Source organism: Nostoc sp., from assembly GCF_036917435.1.
In the GTDB taxonomy this organism is placed as follows: Bacteria; Cyanobacteriota; Cyanobacteriia; order Cyanobacteriales; family Nostocaceae; genus Nostoc.
On record NZ_JBALDM010000007.1, the window covers coordinates 69,667 to 85,940 of the forward strand.

General features: G+C 42.0%; 18 protein-coding genes. 8 read left to right on the forward strand and 10 right to left on the reverse strand.

Annotation, left to right across the window (positions count from 1 at the left end; genetic code table 11):
- Window positions 1-103 precede the first annotated feature (103 nt).
- The 4 genes from V7K98_RS03275 to V7K98_RS03290 all read left to right on the forward strand — a co-directional run bounded on the left by V7K98_RS03275 (window position 104) and on the right by V7K98_RS03290 (window position 2,547).
- Window positions 104-274, forward strand: a complete 171-nt coding sequence (locus V7K98_RS03275; protein WP_012410163.1) for an NblA/ycf18 family protein — start codon at window positions 104-106, stop codon at window positions 272-274.
- Window positions 275-638: 364 nt separating this feature from the next.
- The gene (locus V7K98_RS03280) at window positions 639-1,196 is read left to right on the forward strand and encodes a bleomycin hydrolase (RefSeq protein WP_335019394.1); all 558 of its coding nucleotides are present in this window, start codon (window positions 639-641) and stop codon (window positions 1,194-1,196) included.
- A gap of 85 nt (window positions 1,197-1,281) precedes the next feature.
- The gene (locus V7K98_RS03285) at window positions 1,282-1,776 is read left to right on the forward strand and encodes a bleomycin hydrolase (RefSeq protein WP_094328270.1); all 495 of its coding nucleotides are present in this window, start codon (window positions 1,282-1,284) and stop codon (window positions 1,774-1,776) included.
- A gap of 165 nt (window positions 1,777-1,941) precedes the next feature.
- On the forward strand, window positions 1,942-2,547 hold the full coding sequence (locus V7K98_RS03290) for a HEAT repeat domain-containing protein (protein ID WP_335019395.1): 606 nt from the start codon (window positions 1,942-1,944) through the stop codon (window positions 2,545-2,547).
- Between the two features lie 55 nt (window positions 2,548-2,602).
- Here V7K98_RS03290 and V7K98_RS03295 read toward each other — a convergent pair whose 3' ends face one another.
- The 3 genes from V7K98_RS03295 to V7K98_RS03305 form a co-directional block, all read right to left on the reverse strand.
- Window positions 2,603-3,001 carry a helix-turn-helix domain-containing protein gene (locus V7K98_RS03295; RefSeq protein WP_335019396.1) on the reverse strand — a complete coding sequence of 133 codons (399 nt, stop codon included), beginning with the start codon at window positions 2,999-3,001 and terminating at the stop codon, window positions 2,603-2,605.
- Complete coding sequence (locus tag V7K98_RS03300; RefSeq protein ID WP_335019397.1) at window positions 3,001-3,906, reverse strand: HEAT repeat domain-containing protein; 906 nt, start codon at window positions 3,904-3,906, stop codon at window positions 3,001-3,003. The genes V7K98_RS03295 and V7K98_RS03300 overlap by 1 nt, the downstream gene beginning before the upstream one ends.
- A gap of 127 nt (window positions 3,907-4,033) precedes the next feature.
- Window positions 4,034-4,273 (reverse strand): hypothetical protein, encoded by a 240-nt coding sequence (locus tag V7K98_RS03305; RefSeq protein WP_335019398.1) that lies wholly within the window; start codon window positions 4,271-4,273, stop codon window positions 4,034-4,036.
- A 348-nt stretch (window positions 4,274-4,621) separates the two neighbouring features.
- On the opposite strand from V7K98_RS03305, the gene V7K98_RS03310 reads away from it, so the two are divergent.
- Window positions 4,622-4,744: a hypothetical protein gene (locus V7K98_RS03310; protein WP_335019399.1), complete on the forward strand. Its 123-nt coding sequence runs from the start codon at window positions 4,622-4,624 to the stop codon at window positions 4,742-4,744.
- On the opposite strand, the gene V7K98_RS03315 is transcribed toward V7K98_RS03310, so the two are convergent.
- On the reverse strand, window positions 4,727-5,527 hold the full coding sequence (locus tag V7K98_RS03315; RefSeq protein WP_335019400.1) for a DUF1838 family protein: 801 nt from the start codon (window positions 5,525-5,527) through the stop codon (window positions 4,727-4,729). The genes V7K98_RS03310 and V7K98_RS03315 overlap by 18 nt on opposite strands.
- Before the next feature lie 187 nt (window positions 5,528-5,714).
- On the opposite strand from V7K98_RS03315, the gene V7K98_RS03320 reads away from it, so the two are divergent.
- Window positions 5,715-6,986: a HEAT repeat domain-containing protein gene (locus tag V7K98_RS03320; protein ID WP_335019401.1), complete on the forward strand. Its 1,272-nt coding sequence runs from the start codon at window positions 5,715-5,717 to the stop codon at window positions 6,984-6,986.
- Window positions 6,987-7,147: 161 nt separating this feature from the next.
- Window positions 7,148-7,456, forward strand: a complete 309-nt coding sequence (locus V7K98_RS03325) for a hypothetical protein (RefSeq protein WP_335019402.1) — start codon at window positions 7,148-7,150, stop codon at window positions 7,454-7,456.
- Window positions 7,457-7,703: 247 nt separating this feature from the next.
- On the opposite strand, the gene glgA is transcribed toward V7K98_RS03325, so the two are convergent.
- The 4 genes from glgA to V7K98_RS03345 form a co-directional block, all read right to left on the reverse strand.
- The gene (gene glgA, locus V7K98_RS03330; protein WP_335019403.1) at window positions 7,704-9,143 is read right to left on the reverse strand and encodes a glycogen synthase GlgA; all 1,440 of its coding nucleotides are present in this window, start codon (window positions 9,141-9,143) and stop codon (window positions 7,704-7,706) included.
- Window positions 9,144-9,271: 128 nt separating this feature from the next.
- Window positions 9,272-10,264 carry a hydroxymethylbilane synthase gene (hemC, locus tag V7K98_RS03335; protein ID WP_335019404.1) on the reverse strand — a complete coding sequence of 331 codons (993 nt, stop codon included), beginning with the start codon at window positions 10,262-10,264 and terminating at the stop codon, window positions 9,272-9,274.
- Window positions 10,265-10,431: 167 nt separating this feature from the next.
- A complete protein-coding gene (locus tag V7K98_RS03340) occupies window positions 10,432-10,698 on the reverse strand; it encodes a hypothetical protein (protein WP_335019405.1) in 267 nt (88 codons plus the stop codon).
- A gap of 143 nt (window positions 10,699-10,841) precedes the next feature.
- Complete coding sequence (locus tag V7K98_RS03345; RefSeq protein ID WP_442940389.1) at window positions 10,842-13,472, reverse strand: PAS domain S-box protein; 2,631 nt, start codon at window positions 13,470-13,472, stop codon at window positions 10,842-10,844.
- Between the two features lie 112 nt (window positions 13,473-13,584).
- On the opposite strand from V7K98_RS03345, the gene V7K98_RS03350 reads away from it, so the two are divergent.
- Entirely contained in the window at window positions 13,585-14,148 is a 564-nt protein-coding gene (locus V7K98_RS03350) for a Uma2 family endonuclease (protein ID WP_335019407.1), read from the forward strand.
- A 63-nt stretch (window positions 14,149-14,211) separates the two neighbouring features.
- Here the strand turns inward: V7K98_RS03350 and V7K98_RS03355 are convergent, their stop codons facing one another.
- Together V7K98_RS03355 and V7K98_RS03360 are read right to left on the reverse strand one after the other, a co-directional pair.
- On the reverse strand, window positions 14,212-14,763 hold the full coding sequence (locus tag V7K98_RS03355; RefSeq protein WP_335019408.1) for a Uma2 family endonuclease: 552 nt from the start codon (window positions 14,761-14,763) through the stop codon (window positions 14,212-14,214).
- A gap of 769 nt (window positions 14,764-15,532) precedes the next feature.
- Window positions 15,533-16,270, reverse strand: a complete 738-nt coding sequence (locus tag V7K98_RS03360; RefSeq protein ID WP_335019409.1) for a phycobilisome rod-core linker polypeptide — start codon at window positions 16,268-16,270, stop codon at window positions 15,533-15,535.
- Window positions 16,271-16,274: the final 4 nt, after the last annotated feature.

A 16,274-nucleotide genomic window follows, 5' to 3' on the forward strand; every position in this document is an offset into this window, starting at 1 on the left:
ATATAGACAAATTAATATCCCAAGTGCTACACTAGTTGAAAGCGATCGTCTTCACATTACCAGTAATAATAAATACCTTCGATTCAGTCAATCAGAGGAGTGAATGATGGATTTTCCAGTCGAACTAACCTTAGAACAACAGTTTCGCTTACAAAACTTGAAAGACCAGGTAAAGAGTTTAAGTCAACAAGAAGCTCAGGAGTTTTTATTAGAAGTTTTACGGCAGATGATGGTAAAAGATAATTTGGTTAAGCATCTGCTAAAACAAGCCTGAATCAAATAAAAAAAGAATATCCCTTCCTTAAGACTTACGCAGTGGCAAAGTTCCATTAAAATGCGTAAGTCTTATTAGTTTTTTGGGCATTGTGAAGAGGCAGGAGATGAGCGAGATGAGCGAGATGAGCGAGAATTATTTAACAAGTTTCTTCCCCCATACCCAATGCCCAATGCCCCATGCCCAATGCCCAATGCCCCATGCCCAATTCCCAAGCTAAATATTACAGATTATTACTTTGTCTCTCATAGTAAAGACTAGGGTACTATTGATCCCCTATGTTTTTGTTTGGCTACTCACAGTTAATCTGATCGAGAACAGGCCAGAAATAATATCCGCCATTTGTCAATATTAAGGAGAACTCATGGTTCTTGATGCTTTTTCTAGAGCTGTAATTGCGGCTGATGCCAAAACCGCTCCTATCGGTGGTGCTGACTTAGCAGCCCTTAAGTCTTTCATTGCTGAAGGCAACAAGCGCCTTGATGCTGTGAATGCGATCGCCAGCAACGCTAGCTGTGCAGTTTCTGATGCCATTGCTGGTATTGCTTGCGAAAACACAGGTTTGCTTCAAGCTGGTGGTAACTTATACCCCACTCGTCGGATGGCTGCTTGCCTACGTGATGCTGAAATCGTTCTGCGCTACGTAACCTATGCACTGTTGGCTGGTGATTCTTCCGTATTGGACGATCGTGCTTTGAACGGTTTGAAAGAAACCTACACAGCTTTGGGCGTACCAACTGGATCTTCTGTACGCGCTTTCCAAATTCTGAAGGCTATCAGCGTCGCTCACATCACCAACACCAACACTGAAGCTAACGCTGGTAAAAAGTTCCGTAAACTGGAAACTCCTCAAGGCGACTGCTCTGCTCTAGCTGCTGAAGCTGCTAGCTACTTCGATCGCGTTATTTCTGCTCTGAGCTAATTGCTAATTCCTAACGGCTAAAGCCTATTAGTCAAGCCACCTGAAATTAAAACTCGATCACATCAAATCTGGAGTATAAAAAGCAATGAAATCAGTTATCACTACAGTTATCGGATCTGCTGATGCAGCAGGTCGTTTTCCAACCACCTCTGATTTAGAATCAGTTCAAGGTAGCATTCAACGTGCTACTGCTCGTCTAGAAGCTGCTGAAAAGTTAGCTACTGGTATCGATAATGTAGCTAAGGAAGCTTATGATGCTGCCTTCAAAAAATATCCTTACCTCACCCAAGAAGGCGAAGCTGGCGCTACCCAAGTCAAGAAAGACAAGTGCCTTCGTGATATCAAGCACTACCTACGCTTGATCAACTACAGCTTAGTTGTGGGCGGTACTGGCCCTCTAGACGAATGGGGTATTGCTGGCGCTCGTGAAGTTTATCGCTCTTTGGGTCTGCCTACTGCTCCTTACGTTACCGCGTTGACTTACACTCGCGATCGCGCTTGCTCTCCTCGTGACTTGTCTCCTCAAGCATTAGTTGAATTCCGCGCTCTTCTCGACTACGTAATCAATTCCCTTTCATAGTAATAGGATTGACTAGACGTAGACGAGCGATCGTCATCCTCTAAAACTCAGGGACTCTCAATCTGTTGCTTTGCCTGTATCTGGTTGAGTAATTGATCAAGAGTCCCTCAGTTGTTACTAATTCGTAATTTCAGTTGGGGGATTTCAACCAAGAAATTTTCTTTTATGACAATAGATTCTCTATTTGAACAGTTGAAACACCCCAACCCCAATCTACGGGAACGAGCCATGTGGGAACTGGCTGAGGTTCGGGATGAAAATACCATTCCTCGCTTGATGGGTATTTTGGATGAGGAAGATGTAACTTATCGTCGAGCGGCAGTAAAGGCACTGGGTGCTATTGGTGTAGATGCTGTACCATCACTGGTAGAGTCATTAATAAATAGCGAGAATGCAACCATTCGGGGTAGTTGTGCTAAGGCTTTGGCACAGGTTGCTGCTAACCATCCAGATGTTCCTTTCCCAGATGAGGGCTTAGAGGGGTTAAAAACTGCGCTCAACGATCAAAATGCCGTTGTTTATATCGCATCAGTAATGGCGCTAGGTGAAATTGGTTCACCTGCCTTTGAGATTTTAGCTGAAGCTTTAAAAACAATAGATAATGTTGCGCTGGCTGTGGCGATCGTCAATGCATTCGGTTCGATGGGTGATATCCGAGGTGTCGAAGTGTTGACAGCATTAACTAATGATGAATCTGTTGATCCATACATTCGTGAATCAGCAGTGAGTGCTTTGCCCCGATTAGATCAGGTGATTAAATATAAAAGATAAAAGAGCGATCGCTCTTAATGCGACTATCTTGATTAATCTCAGTACGACGGATACATTAGATGAACAGACTGGGTGTTACCTTGAAGTAATCTCCGAGTGACTTAGCTTGTGACTTACTAATCGACCGCTTACCATTCACAATCTCTGATACCACACCACTTGACCCGATGATGTTCACCAAGTCAGTTTGACGGGTGTTACTAACTTCCATAATGTGTTGGAGAATTTCATGTGGTGCTGATTCATCCATTAGATAGAACTCTTTCTCATACGCTTCAATCAGCATTACTATCAGCTTATGCAGAGCTTTTTCTTCTGGAGTCCGATTCTTGCAAAACGTTAGACGCTCTGCCACAGCTAGGGCGCGATCGTATTCCTCTTCCGTCTCAATTACCTTGGGAGCAACTTCAGCTAGCAGACTACTATAAGCAACTTGGTCAAAAGTAAGGGTCATTACCAAGCATCTTCTTGTAACTGTCTCTCAATTTGAGAAATCGCCAACTCGATCACCACTCGAACTCCTGCTTCTTCTTCTTCAGTTAATGCGGCTTGCAGGGGTTCTAAAGAAGTGCGATCGCCAATTTTCATTAATGCCAGAGCCGCCGCTTTTCGAGTTTCCCAGTCGGGATGTTGCAGTAACTCTACCAAGCTAGGAATCGCTGGTTGATAAGCTAGGCTGCCCAAAGCAGATGCCGCTTCACACCGCACCATTAAGGATGAGTCTGTGAGGGCGTTTATCAGGATGTGAAATGCTCCTTCTTCACTGCCTTCTTCAGCCATTTTAGCGATCGCACCCACCACCGCAGCCCGAACATCAGCTGAGTCTGAGTTAATTTCTCGATATAAATGCTCTTTCGCCTCTGCTCCAATAAATCCCAGCGCCCATATTGCATGTCCTTTAGCACTTTCTGGATACTCAGTTGACGCTAAGATTTGCAGCAATGCTGGTACAGCTGCCTCACCAATTTTGGCAAGCCCTCCCACAGCAGAGGTTTTAACCACCATATCTTCATCATTTAAGAGGGCATTAACCAAAGTGGGAACTGCGATCGGATCGGCAATCAGTGTCAGGGTTTTGGCGCTGGCTCTGCGAACAACTGGGTTTGGATGATTTGCTACAGCTTCCATTAATAAAGGGGTAGCTGGTTTACCGACTTTACCCAACGCCTCTGCAAAACTCAACCGAACCATCCCCCGTGAGTCTCCCATACTCTCAATCATCTGCTTGAGTAGCTGTTCATTACCAGGGTTGAAGGAGTTTAACCCTAATTGCTCATTGACTGCTGCTAGTATTGCATCAGTTTCTGCCTGGGAAAGATTTAACGAATCCTCCCCGGATTGAGTTTTGGAGTTGAGCATGTGACTTTTAGCTAAATTATCAAGATTATTACTAGTGGTCTGTCAAACCCATTTTGACGGTTGGAAAGACGCGATAAATCGCCGTCTCTACAGAAGATTTATTCGTCAATTATTTCTTGACAGACTACTAATTGCTTACGCTCAGGGCAGCTTGCTGATTACGGAGTTCCTGAAGGGCAGAATCAATCCTGGAAAGCTCAGGCTCCAGTTTTGCCATAACATTTACTCTCATCAACTTCGCCCGTTTTGCTGTTTCTGTAGTTTCTTGGATTAGGCGTTCCCGATATAGCTCAAGTTCTGCAATCACTTCAGCGACATCTTGAGGGGTTATGTTATCGGTTGTTGTGAGTTCTGAGGTTTCATCCATAAGTTTTGTTTCCTAAATGCGTGTTTATATATTCGACTATCGTTTGTATTTGGTTACTCGCTAAAGATCGGCACTTAGCTAATACATAAAATTGAACAATTGGCAAGAGGCAACTAATTAATCGCTGACACATCTTGAACAATTGGCAAGAGGCAACTAATTAATCGCTGACACATCCATATAGAAATCTGATTTGATTCCTGAATCACTCGTAGAGAGAGGGAATAGGGAACAGGGAATGGGGAAGAGGAAAGAAGGAATAAAGTTGTACTGAGTTCTGTTCAGAAATCAAGTAGGAGTCCTATATATTCCGATCTTCTCAGATCGCGTTACCACTGGTAAAGCTTTTTGATAGAAATCTTAAAAATTAGTTCCCAATTCCCAATTCCCAATTCCCAATTCCCAATTCCCAATTCCCAATTCCCAATTCCCAATTCCCAATTCCCAATTATTTTAAGATGTTTCCTCTAGCGGAAAAATATCTCCTCGCAAGTAAGAATCAAAGTTTTTCTTAAAGTATTGAATGCTCGTTACATTCGGCTCATCACTTTCTGTTGGCGTGAACTCATAAATTGGTACTTTTTCCCTCACCAGTTTGACCAAGCTAGGATGAAGCTGCTCAAAAGAATCTACTCTAAATATTGTTGTTTCAAATCTTAATTTAGCTGGATGAGCATAACCTAACTTCATCCAAGGCATCCAAGGACAGTCTCTCGCCCACTTAGCAGGAGGGACATCAGTCGCATCGGGGCGGCAAGTATTTGATATAAAGTACTCAACTCCCTTAAACTTTTCTCCAGGGCAATAATCTGAATATTTACTATCTCCTGCTAACGGATGTGGGTATTCTAAAGGAATTTCCATAACTGAGGTAATATATCCCTGGCCTTTGGGTATAACAAATTTCTTTGGTTTGACTGAGCCTTGGACAATGCGGTTAGCAATGTGAACTACCGGTACTGGTTGACTTGCTGTTGGTGACTGCCAAAAGTGCAGAATTTCTTGTGTATCAGGATCGCAAAATAAACCCAACTCTCTATTAATGCGATATCCGACTTCGCCGTGTTCGGGATCGGGTTTAAGAAATACTTTGGTAGCATTCATTCCAATAATAGAGAACAATTTTTCTTTTTGCTTATCTGGTGTTTCTTCCCACGAAATTTCCCCAGACCAGTTGTAATAAAGCTGTAACCCATGATTTTTTCTGTAAAAATCGAGGTTATTAAATTCGTAGTCTTCTAAATAATTATTCATACTCTTTTTTTATCATCCTCAAATGGCTGCGTAAACATAAAGCGGATCGTTGCAACTCTTACTTAGTAAGCAGTAAACTTCGACTTAACTATTTTGATTGTCCAATGCTCAATGCCCAATGCCCAATCCCTAGTACGATAGTAAACATGACCTCTGAGCAATTATCCAAGAGCCATTTTATAGATCAATGGATAAACGTTTTTTTAAAATGTTTGGGCTAACAGAAGATCAAGCGATCGCAATTATCGATACACCTTTAGAACAACTCGAAGACGCTTCTGATAAGTATATTGCTGTTTCCCATTTAATTAACTATCCCACTGAGAAATCGATCGCGGCTTTGGTACGGGCGATTGAAACCAGTAACCCTGATGACTTAGATCATCGCATTGTCCGACGCAAGGCTGTGGAAAGTTTAGGGCGATTGCAAGCTGAATCAGCTTTACCTGTAATTCGGCAATGTCTTAAAGATGATGATATTTATACTGTTGAAAATACCGTGTGGGCAATTGGAGAAATCGGGACTAAAGATCCAGAAATTCTTGAAGAAGTGGCGCAACTACTGGATAAACCAGGTCAAATCTATCGAGTCATTATTCAAACTTTAGCTAATGCTGGCTATCAGCCGTCCTTGGAACGTGTAAATAAATTTACTCAAGCTGAAGATGAACCTACACGTAGTGCAGCGATCGCTACAGTTTGTCGTTTCACCGGTGATTACTCCCAAATTAGTGAAGTGATGGCGCTGCTGCAAAGTTCCAGCGTCAATGCCCGGCGCGGTTGTATTCAAGATTTGATTGATGCACGCTACTACAAAGCCATCCCAGAAATTGCCCGTTGTCCTGTATCTCTGGTGTTTCGCTTGCGAGGATTGCGGATGCTTTTGGATGCAGGCGTTCCCAGTGGTGAAATCACCTTTACAGAAATTCAACCTTACTTAGAACAAGTACTTTACGATCGCCCCAACGATCTAGATTTAGTACATGAGTATGACGCAACCCCTGAATTAGATTTTGTGATTAACGAACTCTACGAAACCGATTTTGGACGCTGCTATTTAGCGACAAAAACCTTACTAGATATTTATCCAGAAGAAGCACCTCAAGCACTTCTAACAACTTATGGGGATAAGGCATATAACGATTATGGCGCTCATTATCATGTCATGAAACTTTTCGGATGGCTGAAATATGCTCCCGCCTACGATTTATTGATAGAAAACTTGCACAACCGCGAACCTCAGTTTCAGAAATCTCGCGCAGCGTGTGCGATCGCTCTTGGTGAATTGGGTGATTCACGAGCAATTCCTGAAATCAAAATTTGCCTCAATACCCCAATTTGGGATTTCAAATATGCTTGCTTATTAGCGCTAGAACGCTTAGGAGACTCATCTGGACGGGAAATCTGCGCTAATGATGCTGATTGGTTAATTAGGGCGAAAGCAACAAGTACTAAATAGACATCTCCAGAAATCAATTAAGACCCCTCTCCAAACCTCTCCCCGAAGCGGAGAGAGGCTTAATTTCCGTGATATTTTTATGTACATTTAAGGTAAGTAAATCTTTTCTGGAGATGTCTAATAGTTAGGAGTTTTATCAAGTCTAAATATTTATCGATGCAATGGCATTGTTAGTCGATGCTATGGCATTGTTAGTCGATGCGATGGCATCGCTAGTCGCTGCAATGGCATTGCTAGTCGCTGCGATCGCATTGTTAGTCGGTGCGATCGCATTGTTAGTCGGTGCGATGGCATTGTTAGTCGGTGCGATGGCATTGTTAGTCGATGCAATGGCATTGTTAGTCGATGCGATGGCATTGCTAGTCGATGCAATGCCATTGCAAATCAAGAGGCTTTTGTGTACGCCGTCGCTTTGCAAGCTCTTAGAGGTTGTTGGAAAAGTATTTTGCTGTGACTTTAGACACTTTTAAATTCCCCCTAACCCCCCTTAAAAAGCTACCTATATATACACAAGTCAAGTTACCCCCCTTAATCCCCCCTTATAAAGGGGGGAAACCGGAAAACCTAGTTCCCTCCCCTTTATAAGGGGAGGGTTAGGGTGGGGTAAAACATTGATTAATCAGCTATTTCAGACTTGTGTGTACACCGTAGCCTTAAAAAGGGGGGAACCTGAATCAAAGTCGCCCAATTTATCGGGAGATTTAGAGGGATTGCAGCTCAGGACTTGCTATTCTTAACTGTTTTGTTTAACACTAACTCTGGTTCTGGTGTTTCCTCTTCTTCTGGCAAACCGTAGATTGACTTGTACAATTTCACATACTCTTTAGCAGATTGATGCCAACTAAAATCTTCACTCATACCGCGTTTTTGGAGTTCTTGCCATTGCGGTTTGAAACGGAAGCCTTCCCAAGCCCGGATCATACAAGTGAAAAGGTCTAGCGGTTCATAGCGGTCAAAGCAATAACCAGTGCCTGCGGCATTTTCAGGGTCGTAATGGCTTACGGTGTCAACTAATCCACCTGTACGGCGCACAATAGGGACAGAACCGTAGCGTAAAGACATCATTTGACTTATACCGCATGGTTCAAAACGGCTAGGCATTAAGAAGGCATCAGTACCAGCGTAAATGCGGCGAGACAGGGCATCGTTATACAGCAAGTAAGTTGCCATGCGTCCGGGAAAACGGGATGCTAATTGCCACATCTGAGTTTCATAGTAGCGATCGCCTGTCCCCAGTAAAACTATCTGTGCATCTGTATAAGAGAGGAAGCGATCGAGGATTTGCAACATCAAATCAATGCCTTTTTGTTCTACTAATCGGGTAACGATCCCAATTAAAAAGGCTTTGGAGTTAACTTCTAATCCTACTTCTTGTTGCAAAGCAATTTTGTTGGCTTTGCGTTTATCTAAAGTCTCAGGAGTAAAGGTTTGCTCAATGTATTTATCATTTTCAGGATTATAAACTTCAGTATCAATACCGTTAATAATCCCAGATAATTTACCGCTAATAAAGGACAGCAAACCTTCTAATGTTTCACCGTAAGTTGCTGTCTTGATTTGTTCGGCATAAGTAGGCGAAACTGTATTTACTTTATTAGCAAATTGTACAGCCGCCGCCATTACGTTGTGTCCTTGCATATACCAGGGACACCAAGTGATTTTCTCTAAATACCAACGCCACGGCCCTTGATAAGCCAGGTTATGAATGGTAAAGACTGTGGTGATATCAGGATCTTGATGCATCCACACAGGAATCATCCCTGTATGCCAGTCGTGGCAGTGAATAATTTCCGGTTTCCAGTAATTCCAGGCAAACTCGGCTGCACCATTGGAAAATAATGTGAACCGCCAGTCTTCACCTTCTCCAGAATAAATATGGCGGGGTAGGAAGGCGGGATGTCCAAATAAGTACAAGGGAACATCAGTGCCAGGCAGAACGCTTTCATAAACAGCAAATTCCTGGAACATGGCAGATCCCCGCCAGACGGGTTCTTTGGGAATTTCCATTTTGTCTGGCAGGAAGCCATAGTAAGGCAAGAATATCCGCACATCATGCCCCATTTCTCTCAGAAATTTGGGTAATGCCCCAACAACATCACCCATTCCTCCTACTTTCGCAATGGGTGCTGCTTCTGCTGCAACAAATAGAATCCGCATGGTAATTTTTGCTTCCCTGAGTCTATAGTTGTCAAATTAACTTTGCGATCGCTACCAACGCAATTTTTCGCGTCTTTTGGTAGAACAGCGATCAATTCTTATCTAATCACATCGGCTTGCCCAATTGCTTAGGAACCGCGCTGAATTACCGCAAAAATTTCTGATAAAATTTCTGTAGCTCCCTGTTGCCGTAATAATTCGGCTAGTTCTTTGCCTAGCGCTTCGGCATTTTTGGCAATTCCAGTGACGGTATCTTTGACGATTTTTTGACCATCTACACTGGCAACTATACCTGTTAAGGTCAAATTCTCACCAGATATTTCTGTATTTACACCGATGGGTACTTGACATCCGCCTTCTAAAGAGCGTAGAAAAGATCGTTCAGCGAGACAGCGATCGCGTGTTGCAGGATGTTCGATGGCTTTGAGTAGAGTTAGCAATTCACTATCATCAGCACGGCATTCTATCCCTAAAGCACCTTGTCCGACGGCGTGGAGGGAGATTTCATTAGGGATAATTTGGTGAATGCGTAGGTGCAACCCGGCGCAGCCATCGCTCATTCCCAATCTTTCTAATCCTGCGGCTGCCAAAATTAGGGCATCGTATTCGCCTGCATCTAGTTTTGCTAACCGTGTAATTAAGTTTCCCCGGACATCTTTAAATGTAAAGTGGGGGAAGTGGTGGCGTAACTGTGCTAACCGCCGCAGCGAAGATGTACCAATTACCGCACCTTCTGGTAATGTATCGATTTGTTTATCTTTGTGCTTTTCATGCACAACTAATGCATCGGCTGGGTTTTCCCGTTCCGTAATTGCTGCGAGTATTAACCCTTCTGGTAAGTTAGTTGGTAGATCCTTGAGGGAATGAACCGCAAAGTCAATCTCTTGATTGAGCATTCCCACTTCAAGTTCTTTAGTAAAAAGTCCTTTATCGCCAATCTTAGCTAATGCTACATCAAGGATTTTATCGCCTTGGGTAGACATGGTGTGGACTTCAAAAGTGATATCAGGAAAGCTTTTCTGGAGTTGCGCTTGTACCCAATAGGTTTGAACTAGAGCAAGTTGGCTTTTGCGCGAACCGATCCGAATAGTGCGTGGAGGACTAGAAACAACTGAAGTCATAAAACAATATAATATCGCAGGCGATAAATTCACTTTGATCTAGACTACCGTAGTCAGGGACTCATACTAATTTTGGGGTTTGAATTTTAGATTTTGGATTACAATTCTTTACCAAAAGCTGCTTTGAGGAATCTCGAACAATACTACTGAGTACAGCATTTGATCAATTAATAGCGAATTAAATTTGGTAATACCGCGTGCAATGCCAATGCATCGGGTAACAATGCCAATGCATCGGGTAACAATGCCAATGCATCGGGTAACAATGCCAATGCGTCGGGTAACAATGCCAATGCGTCGGGTAACAATGCCAATGCGTCGGGTAACAATGCCAATGCGTCGGGTAACAATGCCAATGCATCGGGTAACAATGCCAATGCGTCGGGTAACAATGCTAATGCGTCGGGTAACAATGCCAATGCATCCCTTTGCATTAAGATCAGAGACTTATTGTCTAAGTCCTACTTAGGGACTTCCAAGAAATAAATTATCTAAATAAACGAACCACAGAGGCACAGAGAACACAGAGGAATGAGGAGAAGAGAGTTTTTTGGGTATTTTTTTATTTGGAAGTCTTTTATAATAATGGGAGAGCGATCGCGCAAGTTGTACCAATTCCTACTTCTGTGGTGATGTTAATACAACCTTGGTGTAAATCCACACACTTTTTCACTACTACTAATCCTAAGCCTGTACCAGGAATGCTTCTAACATTCTTGCCCCGATGAAACGGCTCAAACAGTTGTTTTTGATCTGCTAGCGGAATCCCAATACCTTGATCCTGAACTTGAAGAATCACCGTATCTGTTTTAAACTCCAGTTCTAGATGAACATTCCCCCCTTGAGGAGAATATTTAATTGCATTGAGCAGTAAATTAGACAGAATAGAACGCAATAACCTTTCATCCACCCAGCCTGGAACGGCTTTTCCTTGGCAAACAAAGCTAAGTGTATGCCTCTCATCTGTACTTAGGCGCATTTCTTCTACAAAATCACCGCAGAATTCTTCTAAATCTAGAAGTTTAGGATTAAATTCTAGTTTTCCGGTTTCGGCTCGATTGATGGTTAAAATATCGTCTAGCATTTGAACCATATTTTTAACAGAGAGTTGAATTCTCTGCAAATTCCTCAGTCGCTTAGAAGAGTTATCCCATTCATCCTGACAGTTCTCTAGCAATTGGGCAGCTGCTAAGGCAGTACTTAGAGGTGTGCGAAACTCATGAGATGCCATTGAAAAAAAACGTGTTTTCAAGACGCTGAGTTCTCTCTCTCGCTCTAGTGCCATCCGAATTTCATCTACCCGCTTGCGTTCTGTAATATCGCGGCAGTTAACCATAATTTTAGTATCTGCTGTATTATCTAGAAATTTCTGGCTAATCGCTTCTAACATCCGCCACGAGCCATCTTTGTGGCGACAACGAAACTCCATTGGGGTAGTAACTTCTGAACTTTCGATAGCATGAATAAAACTATGGTAGATATTAACAAAATCATCTTGGTGAATGTAATCTAATAAGTTTTTACCAATTAGTTCTGCTGGTGGATAACCCAATACTTTTTCGACAGAAGGACTTTCGTAACGAATAGAACCATCTACATCCAGAATTTTGACAATATCTAAAGCATTTTCAATTAATGAGCGGAAGCGTTCTTCGCTTTGACATAATGCCTGTTCAGCTTGCTTGCGCCCAGTAATGTCACGTTGTACTGATATCCAGTGAGTATACCAGCCGCTTTTATCAGCTACGGGGACGATGCTAAATTCATTCCAGAATTCCGAGCCATCTTTGCGATAGTTAATTACCTGAACGGTGACTGGTTCCCAACAAGAAAGGGCAGTCCAAACTTTATCCAGTTCAGCGCGACTTGTTTTTGCTCCTTGCAGGATACGGGGCGTTTTGCCTAAAACTTCTTCCAGGCTGTAACCTGTGATTCGGGTAAATGCTTCATTAACATAGATGATATTTGGCCCAGGTTCGCCAACGGGTTGGGCTTCAGTGATAACTACAGCATCATTGGTATTTACAACCACAGATTGCAACAATCTAACTTGTTCTTCCTGCTGCCTTTGGTGGGTGATATCAGCAATCACTGCTACCATGCCGTTGATACTATCGTCACTATCATGTAAGGGCGCGGCGGAGAAAACTATATCGATCGCAGTGCCATCTTTTTTAAAACGGCGCAATTCCACCCTAGTATAAGTTGTTCCTTGGAATATACTTTGTTGTAGAGTGTTATATTCCTCTAATTTGTCATCTAAAAAAATTGGGTTAGGACGATCGATTACCTCCACTTCTGTCCAGCCAAACATCCGTTCAGCAGCAGGATTCCAGATTTTTACATTCCCTTCTAAATCAAGTGTAAAAATGGCGCGAGGAGAGGCAGTAATTAGAGCTTGTAGAGCGGATTGCGTGCGTTGACGTTCAGCAATTTCGGCTCGGAGGGAAACATTGGCTTTAGCTAACTCTTGAGTCCGTTGTTGAACGCGGTGTTCTAATTCAGCGTTGAGTGTTTGTAGCTGTTTGTAAAGTTCTGATTGTTGAATAGCGATCGCCACTTGGGTTGCAAGTTGCTTCATCAACTCAATTTCCCAAGATTCCCATACGCGGGTGCGATCGCACTGATGGGCAATCAATAAGCCCCAAAGATAAGGGGTAGAAGCAGGTGTTTTGCTATCTCGTTGTTTATCAGCTTGCCGATTTTCTTGTAAAATTGGCACTACCAACTTAGCTTTGACACCGAACTGTTTCACGAAGTCTGCTAGACATGATTCGACATCTGCTTGTTCAATATTAGCGATCGCGCGGGTTTTCCCCAATGAATAAGCTTGATGATATTCTCTCGGAAACACTTCTTCTGGAAATGTTTCTCCTAAAATTTTTGTATATTCAGGCAAAACTGTTTCAGTTATTGCGCTACCAGTGCCATCTTCCCAAAGTCGATAAATTAACACCCGATCTGCTTTAAGAAACTCTCGCACTTCTGCAACAGTGGTAGTCAAAACCTCCTCTAACTCCAAAGATTCACGGATGTGTTGAGCAATCTGATTTACTAACCGTTCCCGCTCAGTTTGTTGCCGTAGAATCACCTCTGCCCTTTGCCGTCTACTTACTTCCAGATTGAGAAAATAGTAAATTACCCCCAAAGCAACAATGCTAAAGCCAATAGAAATTGGAGCAAGATTGATAATACTAAAATCTGGCATGAGCATAAAAAAGAAAGATTAAAAGCATCTGGCTTAGTTTACTGTTTTCTGCTCATCCATTAGTTCCGAACGTTGATAAACTAAATATAGGACTTTCAAAGTGGCAGAAGTCATGAGTGTTACAAAATCTGCATCCCTAACCCTGGAAGAGTTTCTCAAGTTGCCAGAAACAAAACCTGCAAGTATTTATATTGATGGAGAGATTATCCAGAAACCAATGCCGAAAATGCGCCACTCTCGACTTCAGGCTAAGTTTGTTAATGGGATTAATGAAGTCACAGAGCAAAAGCAAATCGCTTATGCTTTTCCAGAGTTACGTTGTACTTTTGGCGGTCGGTCAATTGTTCTTGATGTGGCGGTTATTCGTTGGTCACAAATTGAATTTGATGAGAACGGAGAACCTGTAGATGATGTGCTAATTGCTCCTAATTGGACAATTGAAATTCTCTCTCCAGATCAGAGTTCTAATCGAGTTACAAGCAATATTTTGCACTGCCTGAAATATGGTTGTCAGCTAGGATGGTTGATTGATCCTGACGATCGATCAGTTCTCGTATTTAAACCACATCAACAACCAGAATTTTGTCATAGAGAAGATCGCTTGCGTGTTTTAGATGGTATTGATTTAGAGTTGACAGCAGAACAGGTATTTGGCTGGTTAAAGATGAATGCATAGTGAGCAAGCCATATTAAAATAATCTGTAAATAATAGTGTGAATTACTTTTTTAGTTTCTACTGCTAAATACTCACGATCGAACTTACTGATATAGCCAAATCTGGAAATGCTTGTGGGTAAATAGTGCCTCCAGTTAATGTGATTTTTGAAGAATATTCTCCATTTTGAGGATCTCGAAATACTATAAGTTGTCGCTTTTGAAGATTAACTATCCAATATTCAGTAACTTCTACTTCAGCATATATTTTAGTTTTTATTTGTAAATCTTTATCTAAGCTGGAATCTGAATATTCGATTAACCAGAAGATATTTTTAGGGTAGGGATGATGTTCTAAATATTCACGTCCCAATCTTTGTACAACAGCAATGTCAGGCTCAGGTTCAGAGTTGTTAGGAAGGGTAATCGGTTTACTAGGGCGAACCGTGGCACGATTGCCTAAAAGTTGAATCAGATACTCTCCAGCTTCACTGCTGAAGTAGGCATGAGGTTCTCCTTCTGGTGACATTTCTACTATTTCTCCCTTTAGTAGTTCCACATGCCGATCGTCTAGGATACCTCCCGCGATCATCCTGTGATATTCATCTATTGCCCACTTCGCTGTAGTTACAATCATAGAAATACTTTTTTATCGCCTCTCACCTCAAATCGTAACGCAATCATAGAAGTTATTAAACTTGAAGAAGAATTCAGAAGTCAGAATGGGCTAAACGCCCCGCTATCGCTAACAGGAGTCAGAATCAATCAGTCGGGGATTCAGACCTGCCACTGTCTTGTTGACCACCAAATTTAAAATTTGGTGGGGGTCTTAAACCCAGTTATTCATCCGCCACTCGTACAGAATTCATTCTGAATTCTGACTCCTGACTCCTGAATTCTGTTTGATAAAAATTTTTAACAATTTTTATCAAATCTAGTGTATAAACCACCATACTTAAACCAGTATTGCCGTAACTGATGACAAGGTGTAAACAAACTGGCTTTAACACGATAAAGAAGAACCTGTCGATGGTCGCCCATCCAAATTTTATCAACCGGCTCAACAGAAATTAATGTACCTCCTAAAGCTGCTATACAGTTAGTAAATCTATCAACGCAAGAATAGTCTATAGTTTCAAATATAAAAAAATGACCTGAACATATTAAATGACGGCTTCTTATCCAACATTGGAGCTTTTTATACGCTTGTGGCGGCAACATTGTTTTGCTTCAAATATTTTGATATAAATGCAGTGGTTAAATCGATTTTTAAATGAATGAACTTATTGGATAAATAGTTTTTTGTTTTATGCAGAGGCGCTTCTGGTGCAAATTGCCTATTCTACATTTTTGAAAAGTAGAGTGCGATCGCCTAATATAGCGATCGCACTTTGTTCAATTCTCAGCTAGTATCCGCCGAATTTTGGCAAGTAACCAAATGCGGTTAGGCAAGTAAACAAGACAATCAGCCCCAGCAACGAAGCTAATAGCCACAACACCACGTCTTTGTCAGAACTGCGTAAAAAGGTTTTTAAAGTAAAAGGCTCAAGCTGCTTTCTAGTTAAAGGAAGCGGTAATTTGTCACGATAATCTTCACCATAACGAGCCATCCTTGCAAAAGGTAATTCACCTTGAGAACGCCCTTGCAAAATCCGTCGCCGTTGATAGGGAACTGTACTGTAACCAAAGTTACTAATGTATTCCTCACTATCCACTAAAGCATCGATAAAACCTTGGATTCCTTTGGTAGCTAGCACAATCGACCAGGCTAGTTTTTCGCGTTCATTGTAAACCTCACGACCAAGGAAACGCTGTACGCATATCTGCACGAAGCGGTAGTTATTGTTACTTTCGTAATTGAGTCGCCGAAATGTATCAGATATTGCTAACCCTCGAATAAAATCCCTAACTGTAATTTGACCATTTCTCAGTTGGGATTCTAAAAAGGTTTGGCGGTTACTATCTAGCATCTGTTGTTCATGGAAAATCTGACGATAGGCTGCCATAATTAAGACATCCATTTCTAGTGACGATGGCAGATTTTCGACTGTATAAATTCTAGGTTGCTCGTCGCCAAGAATCTCGTATCCAGATACACGATGGTTTCGAGATGAAGGGGAGTAATTTAACAGAGGAATAGGCATAATT